Raw genomic sequence first — 12,656 nt, 5'->3', positions numbered from 1 at the left:
GCCTTACTCACCGCTGATCTCCCCGAACACGGTCAGCCAGGTGAACCGCGCCCGGGTGCTGCAGGCGCTCTACGACGTCGGCCCGCTGTCCCGCGCCGACCTGGCGCGGCTCACCGAGGTCAGCCGGGCGACGATCGGCTCCATCGTGCAGCCGATGATCGACAGCGAGATGCTGGCCGAGGGCGACCCCCAGCCCAGCAGCGCGGCCGGCGGCAAACCGTCGCGCCCGCTGTGGTTCTCTCCCAACAGCCCGCCCATCGCCGCCGTCCACCTGCTGCCCGGACACGTCGAGACCGCGCTCGTCAGCGCGGGCGGCACGATCCTGACCACGGCGAGACGCGAGTATCCGGCGGACACCCACGACACCGGCCTGGTCGTCGGCGCGGTCGCCGACGCGCTGGAGGAGCTGTTCGCCCCGAACCGACCGGCCGCCCTCGGCGTGGGCATCGCGGTCGGCGGCATGGTCAACACCGACAGCGGCACCATCGTGCAGGTCAACCTGGCTCCCGGTCTGGCGGGCCTGCCGCTCGGCCCGCTCATCGCCGACCGCACCGGCCTGCCCGTCTACGTCGACCTGCACCCGCGCGTCCAGGCTCTCGGTGACCGCTGGTTCGGGCAGGGACGCGGCCTGTCCACCTTCGCCTCGCTCTACGCCGGAGAGGCGCTCGGCGTGGGACTGGTGCTGAACGGTTCGGTGCACCGCGGGCCCGGCGGCGCGGGCGGCGAGATCGGGCACAGCATCGTGCAGGTCGACGGCCTCCCCTGCCACTGCGGTCAGCGCGGCTGCTGGGAGACCATCGCCACACACCGCTGGTTACGCGAGGAGGCGGCCCGGCTCAATCTGCCCTCGGCGCCCACGTTGACGGTCGGGCCGCTGACCCGCCTCGCCGCCAAGGGTCACCCCGGGGCGGCGCAGCTGTTCGACCGGTACGTCGACAACCTCGCCGTCGGTATCACGAACATCCAGCAGATCCTCGCCCCCGGCCTGTTCATCCTGCACGGCGACGTGGTCGCGGGCGGCGAGGCGCTGCGCGGCAAGATCGAGCGGCAGGTACGTCAGCGCACCGCCGCCCATCCGGGCAGCCAGCCGCAGATCGCGTTCTCCGCCCTGCACGACGACTCCACCCTCCTCGGCGCCGCCGGGCTCGTGCTCTCCCACTTCCTCCAGCTCACCCCCTGAGGCGGCCTCCCGGGACCGGACCCACGAGGACGGCCGCGCGCCGTACGGCCCGCGGCCGTCGGGAAGCCGTAGGGGGCACGGACCGTTCGCCGACGCCTCAGCCTCCGAGGGCGGCGAGCAGTTCGTCCTTGGTCATGGAGCCGTAGCCCTCGACGCCCTTCTTCCTGGCCTGTTCGACCAGTTCCTCCTTGGTGCGGCCCTTCGGCCTGGGCGGCTTGGCGAGTTCCTCGGCCTTGGCCTGGCTGAAGGCCCGGCCCATCGCGGCCAGCCTGTCGGCGGAGAGGGCCTTGGCCATGGCGGGGAGGATGTCGCTCTCCTCCTCCTCGACGTGGTGCTTGACCGCCTTGACCAGCCGCTCCAGCGCGGTCGTGAACTCCGGCCGGTCGGGGTCGGCCTCCATGAGGGCGGACAGGAGTTCCTCGGCCTCGTGGTGTTCCCCGATCCCGTGGCGGACCTCGCCGCGCTCACCGGGATCTGCCTTGGCCAGTTCGGGGTAGACCCGGGTCTCCTCGGCTCGGGCGTGCGCGACGAACTTCGCGGCCAGCTCCGCCACCAGGGCGGGCCGGTTCTCCGGCTGGCTCCTCAGCCTCTCGAAGATCGTCTCGACGTCGCGGTGGTCGGCCATGATCAGCTCGATGACGTTCTGGGGCATGTTCGTCTCCTCGGTCTCAGGAACGGGCCCTGGCGGACACCCGGCGATCGGCTTTCTTGATCGCCTCAACCGGTTCCGCCCCTACCCGCCGTCGCCTCCTGAAACCTCCGGAACCCGGCCACGCGGTGTGCTCCTTCAAACGGCGGACCGCCGTCTCCTGAGACCGGGCGTACCGGCACCCTCACGGGCCACGTCCCAGGTCGTGACCGGGCGGGGTGCCGGAGTCCGACCGGCCGGGCGGCGCTCAGCCCGTAAGGCGGTCCCAGACCTGGCGGTCACGCTCCGGGGTCCAGATGCCGGGGGCCTGTCCGTCGAGCTCCTCCCAGGCGCGCCAGGTGTCGAAGACCATGGCGTGCTCGAAGACCGGCATGCCGCCGTATACGGGCAGCAGGGCCTCGCGGGCCGCCACGTACGCCTGTTCGACCGTGCCGCCGCCCTCCTTGACCTTCTCCACGGCGGTCATCAGCGTGCTGAGGAAGTCACGGGTCAGCTCGACGGCACGCTGGGAGGCGGCACGGTCATGGGCGATCTCGCCGCGTCCGCCCACCAGGATCTCCACGTCGAGCGCCTTGACCCGGTCGAGCGTGGTGGTCATCCACTCCCGGTGGTAGGCGTCGCCGGTGTAGACGGCCGAGCCGTTCTCCACCAGGTCACCCGCGAAAAGAACCTTCGACTTGGGCACGTAGGCGTAGATGTCACCGGAGGTGTGCGCGTTGCCCGCCCAGGCCAGTTCGACGGTGCCGCGGTCGCCGCCCAGTTCGATCGACATGTGGTCGTCGAAGGTGAGGGTCGGCCAGGTCAGGCCGGGGATGGTCTCGTGACCGGCGAACAGCCTCGGCATCCGGCCGAACTCGACGTCCCAGTCCTCCTTGCCGCGCTCGACGATGAGCCGCCTGGTCTCGGTGTGCGTGATGATCTCCTGCGCGTCGAACCCGGCGGCACCGAGCACGCGTACCGCGTGGTAGTGCGACAGGACCAGGTACCTGACCGGCTTGTCGGTGTGCTGACGCAACTGCGCGAGCCAGCGCCTGGCCATCACGGGGGTGGCACGGGCCTCGAAACAGACCAGGAAGTCCTCGCCCTCGATGGCGCCCACGTTCGGGTCGCCGCCCGTGGTCAGGGCGTACACGCCGTCGGCGAGGACCTCCAGGATCTCGGGCTTCTCCTCGGTGTCGCCGGTGGAGGCGAATGGCTTGGACACGGTGTGCTCCTTCTTGTCGTGGTGGTTCGTCAGGCGTGCCGGAGGCGGTCCAGCGCGGCGCCGTCCCACAACATCCCGTGGCCGGGACGGTCCGGCGGAGCCGCCACACCACCGCTGACCGGCAGGGTCTCGGCGAGCACCTCGTCGATCAGCGGGAAGTGCTCGACGTATGCGCAGTTGGGTACGGCCGCCGCCAGGTTGATGTGCAGCTCCGGCAGGAAGTGGGGGGTGAGCACGGCGCCGAACACCTCGGCCACTGCGCTGATTCGCAGCCATTCGGTGACGCCCCCGCACAGCGGCACGTCGGGCTGGAGCACGGACGCGGCGCCCTCGCGCAGGTAGTTCGCGAACTCGTGCCGGCCGTGCAGGTGCTCGCCGACCGCGACGGGGACGCCCTGACGGGCGGCGAGCTGGGCGTGCCCCGCCAGGTCGTCGGAGGGCAGCGGCTCCTCGATCCAGTAGACGCCGAGGTCGTCGAGGCGGCGGCCGAGCCACACCGCGGTGGGCAGGTCGAGCCGCTCGTTGCAGTCGACCATGATCCGCAGGTCGTCGCCGAGCGCCTCGCGTACGGCGCGCACCCGCGTCACGTCCTCCTCGGCGCGGCGGGCGCCCACGCGCAGCTTCACCGCGTCGTAACCTTCGGCGACGTACCGGCGGGAGCCCTCGATCAGCTCGTCCACCGTCATCGCGTGGGTTGAGCGGCCGCTGCCGTACACCGGGACGGTGTCGGTGTGCGCGCCGATGTAACGGTAGAGGGGCAGCTCGGCGCGGCGGGCGCGCAGGTCCCACACGGCGATGTCGGCGGCCGAAAGCGCGGGCAGCGCGACGCCCCTGCCCAGCCTGCGGGTCGCGGCGGTGATCTCGTGCCAGCGGCGCGGCCAGGCGTCGAGGGGGGTGCCCTCGGCCATCTCCTTGACCAGGCCGGTGAGCAGGGCGTACAGGGCTTCGGCGCCGCCGGTCAGCGCGTAGGTGAAGCCGGTGCCCGTGGCGCCCTCGTCGTCGGTGAGGGTGACGTGGAGCAGGTCGACCCGGGTGGCGCCGGAGCCGCCGCGTCCCGCGCCGAGCGGGACGCGCACCCAGGCCGTGCTCAGGTCGGCGATCGTCGGACGGTTCACAGGACCTTTCCAATCCAGCCGATCAGGGCGTCGGCCATGACCGCGGTGAGCTCGGGCTGGCCGTTGAGGTAGTGACGGCCGCCCTCCACCGCGGTGAGTGTCTTGTTGTCGTGCGGCACCGCCTCGTACAGCTGGCGGGCGTGGGAGGGGAAGCACGCCTGGTCGGCGGTGCCGTAGATGACGTGCACGGGGACGTCCACGGTGGCGAGCCGGGCGGGGCCGTCGCCGTTGGAGGTGCGGATGGACCACTGCGACAGCCATGAGCGCAGGCTGGTCAGGTGGCCGAGGGTGGTGGGCCGCAGGTTCGCCTCGTAGGGCTCCCCCCACAGAGTGCCCGGCGCGCGGTCGGACGGGTCGATGGACAGGTCCACGTTACGCGGGTCGGCGCAGGTGGCGTGGATCCTGATGGGCAGGTCGGTGACCTTGCCTCCGGCTCGCTCGGTGAGTGCGCCGAGCCGGGCGATGACCGCGTCGGTGATCCGCTCGTTGCGCGCCCGCTGCGCCTCGCGGTAGCGGGCCAGCCACTCCTCCCGGTACGGCGGGCCGTTGTGCGCGGCGAACATGTCGAGTTCGGGGTCGCGGTCGAAGGGGTCGTCCTCGTCGCGTACCGCGGGGTCGAGCCATTCGACGAGAAGGTTGGCCCGGCCGGGGTGGGCCATCAGCATGACCAGGGCGTCGGCGGGCGGCAGGTGGGCCTTGGTCAGGTCGGGGCCGCCGCCGTAGGGCGCGGAGGTGATGGTGGCGTTGCGCGCCTGCTCCTGGTAGAGGGCGACGAGCCCGCCGCCGCCGGAGTTGCCGACGAGGACGACCTTCTCGTACCCCTCGGCGCGCAGGTGGCCGACGACGGAGGCGATGTCGAGTACGCAGTTCTCCAGCAGCAGCACCGAGTCGTTGCCGAGGTAGCGGGTCGTCATGGCCACCGCGTCGACCCCGCGCTCGGCCCACGCCCCGAGCGCGTAGTGCCCGAGGAAGTTGGAGGAGGGGTGGACCACCACCACGGCGGTGTCGGCGCGCCGGCCGGGGTTCGCGCGGACCCGGGAGCACCACAGCACTCCCGCCATCCGGGCCACGCCCGAGTAGACCTCCGAGGCCGCGGCCGCCGTCCCGATGGGAACGGTGAGCAGCTCCCGCTCAGCCATGTCCTGACCACCTCACCCGCGTTCGATTAACGGTTACTGTCACCATATATCGGTATCGCTCACCCTAGCGCACACCCTCACGTCTTGACAGGGGCGCGACCGGGTTCCGAGGATGCACGTAACCGAAGTGCACAAAAAACGAACATCGCAACCGAATAACGGTCAAGGAGTTGGCGCCGGTGCAATCGCTCAACGAGATCCTCGCGGCCAAGGCCGCATCGGTCCAACGGCCCGAGGAGGCCAAACGCGCCATCAACGAGGCGTTCGCCGAGATCGAGGCCGCCGGCCTCGTCCCCGGGGTGAAGGTCGGAGAGCAGGCGCCCGACTTCACGCTGCCCAACGCGGTGGGAGCCAAGGTACGGCTCCGCGACCGGCTCGCCGAGGGACCGGTCGTCCTGATCTTCTATCGCGGTTCATGGTGCCCGTACTGCAACCTTGAGCTGGCCGCCTACCAGGCGGCCCTGCCCGAGTTCCGTGAGGCGGGGGCACGGCTGGTGGCGGTGAGCCCGCAGCTGCCCGACGACGCGCTGTCGATGCAGGAGAGGCACGACCTGGCCTACGACGTGCTCTCCGACGCCGACCAGGAGGTCATGGCCGCCTACCGGGTGCGGTTCGAGCTGCCCGAGGAGATCAAACCGCACCTGCTGGACGTCACCGCGGCGGCGCTGGCCCGCCAGCAGCCCGACGGCCGCTGGAGCCTTCCCGTGCCCGCGACGTTCGTGCTCGACCCCTCCGGCGCGGTGCGGGCCCGGCACGTGACGATGAACTACCGGACACGGATGGAGCCCGCCGACGCCCTGCGGGCCGTACGCGAGATCCGCGCGTCCGCCGGCTGATCACCTCCCCTCCCTCGGGGCGGTGAGACGGCCGTTTCACCGCCCCGCATCATTCCTGTTGCCGTTCGGCCACCCTCTTGACACACCAGATGGGCCACAGCACGATAGTCGAACGGTTTAACCGAATATCGGTTGCGGGCCGTTCTCTCCCCATCGACCACAACGTGATCTCTACTGCCTGCGGCCACGCGTTTCCGACGGACGCGGACCCGTACCGGCACGAAAGGGGACGCATGCCATCCCACACGCTCCGCATGGCCGCCGCGCTGGGCGCCGCGGCTCTCGCCATCACCACCGTGACCGCCTGTTCCACCAAGGCGCAGACCAGTTCCGACACCTCCGGTGGCATGCCCACGGGGCCTGGTGTGGACGGCTCCACGATCAACCTGGGTCTGCTCACCGACGTCACCGGCCCGTTCGCCGCGATCGACAAGCAGCAGAACCTGGGCGTGAAACTCTACTGGGACGCCAAGAACGCCGCAGGCGGCGTCTGTGACGGCCGCAAGGTCAACCTGGTGACCCGGGACCACGGATACGACCCGCAGAAGGCGGTGTCCCTGTACTCCGACCTGTCGCAGCAGGTCCTCGCCCTGCAGATCACCGTCGGCTCGCCCACCACGCTCGCCGTACTGCCCAAGTTGGAGCAGGACCGCATGCTCGCGGTGTCCATGGGCTGGTCCCCCAGCGTCAAGGACAGCGAATCGATCATCATCCCCGGCACCACGTACGACATCGAGATGGTGAACGCGGTCGACTACCTGATCGAGCAGAAGAAGCTCGCCAAGGGCGACAAGATCGGTTACATCCACCTCAAGGGCGACTACGGCGAGCCCGGCTTGGCGGGGGCCACCTTCGCCGCCGAGGCCAACGGCATCTCCGTGGTCAGCCAGCAGATCGACCCGACGGTCAGCGACCTCTCCGGGCAGGTCAAGCAGATGGCCGGGGAGGGCGTCAAGGCGCTGTTCCTGAGCGCGTCAGGACGGCAGGTCTCCTCCGCGGTGGCCGTCGCCGACGTGGAGGGCCTGGACGTGCCGATCGTGGCGGCCTCCCCCGGCTTCTCCCCCGAGTCGCTGACCACCGGCGCGGGAGCGGCCATGGAGAAGAACATGCTCGTGGTCAGCTCCGCCGCGCCGTTCGCCGGTGAGGGCCCCGGCCCCGAGCAGGTCAGGAACCTGTACGCGAAGTCCGGCGAGAAGTCGATCACGCCCAGCCTGTGGGTGACGCTCGGCTACGCGGCGTCGAGCGTGATGGACCAGGCCATCACCCAGGCGTGCGAGAACAAGGACCTCACCAGGGAGGGCCTGGCCAAGGCCTTCCGGCAGAAGGGCGTCTACGACACCCAGCAGACCACCGTGCCGCTGGACTTCTCCAAGCCGGGCGTCTCGCCGTCCGCCAAGACCTTCGTCATGAAGCCGTCCAAGAGCGCCGAGGGCGGGCTGGAACTGGTCCAGAGCGGCTACACCGGTCCGGACACGGCGAAGTTCCAGGCGCGATGACCGCTCGGGCCACAGACGATCCGCTGCTCTCGGTGCGCGGCCTCGGGGTCCGCTACGGGGACGCGGTGACCGCCCTGCGGGACGTCAGCGTGGACGTCCCGCACGGCGGCATCGTGGCGGTGCTCGGCAGCAACGGCGCGGGAAAGTCCACGCTGCTGCGCGCCGTCTCCGGAGTGCTGGCAGGCCAGGCCGGCCGGATGACCGGCGGTGAGATCACGTTCGCCGGCGCCCGCATCGACGGTGTGGGCGCCGAGCGCCGGGTCAAGTCCGGCATCGTGCAGGTCCCCGAGGGACGTCGTGTGTTCGGCCGCCTGACCGTCGAGGAGAACCTGCGGGCGGGCAGGTACGGCAACCCGAAGGGCAGGCGGCCCGGCGACCTGGAACGGGTGTACGAGCTGTTCCCCGTGCTCGGCGAGCGCAGGGGGCAGACCGCGGGCCTGCTGTCCGGCGGCGAGCAGCAGATGCTGGCCATCGGGCGGGCCCTGATGGCCGAGCCCCGGCTGCTGCTCCTGGACGAGCCGTCCCTGGGACTCGCACCCAAGATCATCGACAGGATCGTGGACCTGCTGCGCGAGATCCACAGGCAGGGCACGGCGATGCTCGTCGTCGAGCAGAACGCGGCGGTGGCACTGGAGCTCGCCGACCACGCGTACGTGCTCGCCGTGGGCGAGGTGGCGATCGAGGGCCCGGCCGAACGCCTGCGCGGCGACGACCGGGTGCGCCGCCTGTACCTGGGAGGAGAGCCCGACGAGGAGGACGCGGCCACGATTCCCGCCGAAGCACAGGGAGGGACGGCATGACGGCACCCGGAGCCCGCCTGCAGGTCAGTGACGTCACCGTCAGGTTCGCCGGGGTGACGGCGCTCGACGGGGTCACCTTCACCGCCGAACCCGGCACGATCCACGCGGTGATCGGCCCGAACGGAGCGGGCAAGTCGTCCCTGTTCAACGTGCTGTCCGGGATCTACAAACCCGCCCGGGGCAGCGTGCTCGTGGACGGCGGCGAACTGGTCGGGCTCGCCCCGCATCGGGTCACCGGCCTGGGAGTCGGCCGGGCGTTCCAGAACGCGTCCATGTTCGCGGGGCTGACCGTGGAGGAGAACCTGCTGCTCGGCCGGCACCGGCTGGGCAGGGGCGGGGTGTTCGGCGCCGGACTGCGCCTTCCCCATGCCCGCCGCTCCGAGCGGGAGGCCAGGGCCAAGGTACGCGAGGTCGCCGAGTTCCTCGGGGTCGACCACCTGCTCGCGCTGCCCGCGGCCGAACTCCCCTACGGCGAGGCCAAGCGGGTGGACATCGCACGCGCCCTGGCCACCGAGCCGCGGCTGCTGCTGCTCGACGAACCGGCGGCCGGCATGCACACGCACGAGAAGATCGCCGTCCGCGACACCATCCGCAGGATCGCCGCCGAACAGCGGATCACGGTCCTGCTGGTCGAGCACGACATGGGGCTGGTGATGGGCATCTCCGAGCAGGTCACCGTGCTCGACTTCGGTCAGGTCGTGCTCACCGGGCCGCCCGACCAGGTGACCGCGCACGAGGCGGTCATCGCCGCCTACCTCGGCAGGGCCGCAGAAAAGGAACGTTCCGAGTCCGAGCCGCCATCCTAGGAGCCGGTTTCATGGCACAACTTCTCTCGATGCTGGTGGAGGGCGCGTCACTCGGTGCCGTGTACGCGCTCGTCGCCCTGGGCATCGTCGTCGTCTACAAGTCCTCCAGCGTGGTCAACTTCGCCCAGCCGAGCCTGCTGATGTTCGGCACGTACGTGCTGGCCAGCGCGTACACCCTGCACGGGCTGTCGTTCTGGGTGGCGCTCCCGCTGGGCGTGGCCGCGGCCGCGGTCCTGGCCGTGCTGATCGACCGCCTGCTGGTCAGCAGGTTCCGCAAGACGCACGCGGTGGTCGCGGCGAGCATCATGACCATCGGCCTCGACGTGGTGCTGCTGACCGAGACCGACCGGCGGATCGGCTCGCAGATCCTCACCACCGGTGACCCGTGGGGCAACGCCGTGGTGCGGTTCCTGGGCATCGGCGTCGCCGAGGCGCGGATCGCCGCGCTGGTCGTCGGCGCGCTGCTGCTGGTGCTCTTCCAGCTGTGGCTGCACCGCAGCGACTTCGGCGTGGCGATGCGGGCCACCGCCGAGGACCCGGAGACGGCGTCCCTGATGGGCATCCGGCTCGGCCGGGTCTCGGCCACGGCGTGGGCCGTGGCCGGTGCCCTGGCCGTGTGCGCGGGGCTGTTCATCGTGGCCTATCCGAGCCCGGGTCTGGACACCTCGGTCGAGGCCGTGGCGCTGCGCGCGCTGCCCGCCGCGATCATCGGTGGCCTGGACTCCACCACCGGCGCCATCGCCGGAGGGCTGCTGGTCGGGCTGAGCGAGGTCCTGGTCCGCGGGTACGGCGAGTACCTGACGTTCCTCGGCCAGGGGTTCGAGGAGGCCGCGCCGTACGTGTTGATGCTGGTGGTGCTGTTGATCAGGCCCGCCGGGCTGTTCGGGATACGGGAGGCCGTCCGTGTTTAAGCCGGCGAACACATCAGAGGAGACACGGCGCGGTGCGCGCGCGGGGGTCCGGTGGCGGGCTCCGGTCGCGGTCGTGGCGGGCGTCGTCCTGCTCGCCATCCCGCTGTACGCCGACCGGTTCTGGCTCAATCTGGGTTCCTTCGCCTTCGCCGCCGCCATCGGCGCGGTCGGGTTGATGATCCTGGTCGGCCGGGTCGGTCAGCTCTCCCTCGCGCACTCGTTCTTCCTGGCCGTGGGCGCCTACGGGTACATCTGGCTTGGCTCACCGGCGAAGGAGGGCTCCTGGGGACTCGGCCTGCCCAGCCTGCCCGCCGCGGTGATCGCGGTGGCGCTGGCTGGACTGGCGGGGCTGGCCTTCAGCCCGCTGGCCGGCCGGCTGAAGGGCATCTACCTGGGGGTCGCGTCGCTGGCGCTGGTGTTCATCGGCCAGCACGTGCTGTTCACCGCCGAGCCGCTCACCGGTGGTTACAACGGGCGTAACGTGCCCGAGCTGACCGTCGGCTCGTTCCAGGTGCTCGGCGCCGAGCCCGAGCTCTCGCTGCTCGGGGTGCCGCTGCGCCAGGCCGAGCGCGGGTGGTACGTCACCCTGATCATCCTGGTGCTGACCACGGTGTTCGCCGTGCTGGTACTGCGCAGCCGGGTGGGCAGGGCGTTCGCCGCGGTCCGCGACGGCGAGGTGCACGCGGCGGCGCTCGGCGTGCGGGTGGCGTGGTACCGGTCGGTCGCCTTCACCCTGTCGAGTGTGTACGCGGGACTCGCCGGCGTGCTGCTGGCCCTGCTGTTCCAGCGGGTGGTGCCCGAGTACTGGGACCTGTTCCTGTCGCTGGAGTACCTGGCGATGGTCGTGATCGGCGGGCAGGCGTCGGTGGCGGGAGCCATCGCGGGCGCGGCGTTCGTGTCCTCGCTGCCGCTGCTCCTGCAGCGCTACAGCGACGCGATCCCGGGCATGGGCGGCGCGGTGTCCGACTTCGGGCCCGCCTACGTCGCGCAGATCATGTACGGCGGGCTGATCGTGGTCATCCTGTTCTACGAGCCCAGAGGGCTGGCCGCGCTGGCCACCCGGGCGCGTAAGGCGCTGACGTCCCGCCGTCCCGTCCCGGCCGACCACGCGGCGCCGTCGTGACGGCCCTCATGGGCCCGTCATGACGCCCTCATGACGGGCCCATGAGGGCATCATGACGGCCCTCCCGCTCAGAAGGGCCCCGCGACCGTGGTCACGGGGCCCTTCTGAGCGGGAGGGCGGGCGTTTCACCCGCCGACGTCGACGCCGGCGCCGCGGGCCCACGACCAGGCGTAGCCGGGGTCCTCCGCCTCGTCGAGGTGGGGGCCGAGGTCGAGCGGTTTGAAGGTGTCCACCATGACCGCGTACTCCTCGGTCCTGGTCACCGTCATGCTCTTCTCCGCGCTGCCCGGCTGCGGGCCGTGGATGTAACCGGCGGGGTGCAGGGAGATGGACCCCATGCCGACGCCTGTGCCCGCACGGCTCATGAAGTCACCGCCGCAGTAGAACAGCACCTCGTCGGAGTCCACGTTGGCGTGGTTGTAGGGGACCTTCACCGCGTCCGGGTGGTAGTCGTACATGCGCGGCACGAAGGAGCAGATGACGAAGCCCGGCCCTTCGAAGGTGATGTAGGTGGGCGGCGGCAGGTGCAGCGCGCCGGTCGAGGGGGTGAAGTCACGGATGGACAGCGCGTAGGGGTAGTTGTAGCCGTCCCAGCCGACCACGTCGAAGGGGTGGTAGGCGTAGGTGTAGCGGGTGACGCCACGCCGGTGCCTGACGTACACCTCGGCCGGTCCGTCGGCGGAGGTCAGCTCCTCGGGGCCGCGGATGTCCCGCTCGTTGTACGGCGAGCCGTCCAGGAACTGCCCGAACGGCGACATGAACCGCTTGGGCGGCCTGATGTGCCCGCCGCCGGACGCGGTCACCACGAACAGCCGTAGCTCGCCGCCGAGCAGCCGCCAGCGGTGCGTCGTGGAGGTGGGGATGACGACGTAGTCGCCGTCGCCGACCTCCATCCGGCCGTAGGGGGACTCCAGCACGGCCGAACCCGCCTCGACGTAGACGAGCTCGTCGCCGACCGCGTTGCGGTACAGGGGGCTGTCGGCGTCGGCGGCGACGTAGGAGATCGTCAGGTCGGAGTTGCCCATCAGGACCCGCCGGCCCAGGATCGGGTCCCCGCCCGGCTCGAAGGCGTGGGTGCGCAGGTGCCGTGGCAGCAGCGGATCGTTGGGCCGCATCGGCCCGCCGTCGTCGGCATGGCTCTCCGCCGCGGTGATGGCGGTCGGGATCCTGCGGTGGTACAGGAACGACTGGGTCCAGCTGAACCCCTCCTCGCCCTGCATCTCCTCGTGGTAGAGGGCGCCGTCGGCGCCGCGGAACTGGGAGTGCCGTTTACGTGGCACCTCGCCAAGACGCCTGTAGTAGACCATGCCCACCTCAATCCGGGGTCGAGCCCTGCGCTCTGTTAGCGTTCTATTATCGGTTACATAGACCGTATATCGGCGATCCTTGCGCACGGA

At 70.8% G+C, this 12,656-nt stretch carries 12 protein-coding genes; 7 read left to right on the top strand and 5 right to left on the bottom strand.

Annotated features, from left to right (window positions below):
* Nucleotides 1-40: 40 nt before the first annotated feature.
* Nucleotides 41-1,180 (top strand): ROK family protein, encoded by a 1,140-nt coding sequence (locus ACIBVQ_RS21975; protein ID WP_352011927.1) that lies wholly within the window; start codon nucleotides 41-43, stop codon nucleotides 1,178-1,180.
* A gap of 97 nt (nucleotides 1,181-1,277) precedes the next feature.
* On the opposite strand, the gene ACIBVQ_RS21970 is transcribed toward ACIBVQ_RS21975, so the two are convergent.
* The 4 genes from ACIBVQ_RS21970 to ACIBVQ_RS21955 all read right to left on the bottom strand — a co-directional run bounded on the left by ACIBVQ_RS21970 (nucleotide 1,278) and on the right by ACIBVQ_RS21955 (nucleotide 5,287).
* Complete coding sequence (locus ACIBVQ_RS21970; protein WP_399179548.1) at nucleotides 1,278-1,832, bottom strand: hemerythrin domain-containing protein; 555 nt, start codon at nucleotides 1,830-1,832, stop codon at nucleotides 1,278-1,280.
* Between the two features lie 244 nt (nucleotides 1,833-2,076).
* Nucleotides 2,077-3,033, bottom strand: coding sequence for an MBL fold metallo-hydrolase (locus ACIBVQ_RS21965; RefSeq protein ID WP_352011925.1), 957 nt, complete (start codon nucleotides 3,031-3,033; stop codon nucleotides 2,077-2,079).
* A 29-nt stretch (nucleotides 3,034-3,062) separates the two neighbouring features.
* Nucleotides 3,063-4,148, bottom strand: coding sequence for a mandelate racemase/muconate lactonizing enzyme family protein (locus ACIBVQ_RS21960; RefSeq protein ID WP_399179545.1), 1,086 nt, complete (start codon nucleotides 4,146-4,148; stop codon nucleotides 3,063-3,065).
* Complete coding sequence (locus tag ACIBVQ_RS21955; protein WP_399179543.1) at nucleotides 4,145-5,287, bottom strand: alpha/beta fold hydrolase; 1,143 nt, start codon at nucleotides 5,285-5,287, stop codon at nucleotides 4,145-4,147. Before ACIBVQ_RS21955 ends, ACIBVQ_RS21960 begins: the two co-directional genes overlap by 4 nt.
* Nucleotides 5,288-5,466: 179 nt before the next feature.
* Between ACIBVQ_RS21955 and ACIBVQ_RS21950 the strand changes: the two genes are divergently transcribed.
* The 6 genes from ACIBVQ_RS21950 (at nucleotide 5,467) to ACIBVQ_RS21925 (ending at nucleotide 11,259) form a co-directional block, all read left to right on the top strand.
* Nucleotides 5,467-6,123: a peroxiredoxin-like family protein gene (locus tag ACIBVQ_RS21950; RefSeq protein WP_399179541.1), complete on the top strand. Its 657-nt coding sequence runs from the start codon at nucleotides 5,467-5,469 to the stop codon at nucleotides 6,121-6,123.
* Nucleotides 6,124-6,356: 233 nt separating this feature from the next.
* Nucleotides 6,357-7,619 carry an ABC transporter substrate-binding protein gene (locus ACIBVQ_RS21945; RefSeq protein WP_386187837.1) on the top strand — a complete coding sequence of 421 codons (1,263 nt, stop codon included), beginning with the start codon at nucleotides 6,357-6,359 and terminating at the stop codon, nucleotides 7,617-7,619.
* Entirely contained in the window at nucleotides 7,616-8,419 is an 804-nt protein-coding gene (locus ACIBVQ_RS21940) for an ABC transporter ATP-binding protein (protein ID WP_352011920.1), read from the top strand. The genes ACIBVQ_RS21945 and ACIBVQ_RS21940 overlap by 4 nt, the downstream gene beginning before the upstream one ends.
* The gene (locus tag ACIBVQ_RS21935; RefSeq protein ID WP_352011919.1) at nucleotides 8,416-9,225 is read left to right on the top strand and encodes an ABC transporter ATP-binding protein; all 810 of its coding nucleotides are present in this window, start codon (nucleotides 8,416-8,418) and stop codon (nucleotides 9,223-9,225) included. Before ACIBVQ_RS21940 ends, ACIBVQ_RS21935 begins: the two co-directional genes overlap by 4 nt.
* 11 nt (nucleotides 9,226-9,236) lie before the next feature.
* A complete protein-coding gene (locus ACIBVQ_RS21930; protein WP_352011918.1) occupies nucleotides 9,237-10,136 on the top strand; it encodes a branched-chain amino acid ABC transporter permease in 900 nt (299 codons plus the stop codon).
* Nucleotides 10,137-10,209: 73 nt separating this feature from the next.
* A complete protein-coding gene (locus ACIBVQ_RS21925) occupies nucleotides 10,210-11,259 on the top strand; it encodes a branched-chain amino acid ABC transporter permease (protein ID WP_362776130.1) in 1,050 nt (349 codons plus the stop codon).
* 125 nt (nucleotides 11,260-11,384) lie between these two features.
* Here ACIBVQ_RS21925 and ACIBVQ_RS21920 read toward each other — a convergent pair whose 3' ends face one another.
* The gene (locus tag ACIBVQ_RS21920; RefSeq protein WP_352011916.1) at nucleotides 11,385-12,566 is read right to left on the bottom strand and encodes a homogentisate 1,2-dioxygenase; all 1,182 of its coding nucleotides are present in this window, start codon (nucleotides 12,564-12,566) and stop codon (nucleotides 11,385-11,387) included.
* Nucleotides 12,567-12,656: the final 90 nt, after the last annotated feature.

This window comes from Streptosporangium sp. NPDC049376, from assembly GCF_044466505.1.
Classification (GTDB): Bacteria; Actinomycetota; Actinomycetes; order Streptosporangiales; family Streptosporangiaceae; genus Streptosporangium.
Note: the sequence above shows the minus strand (reverse complement) of the source record. Positions and strands in the feature narration are given on the sequence as shown.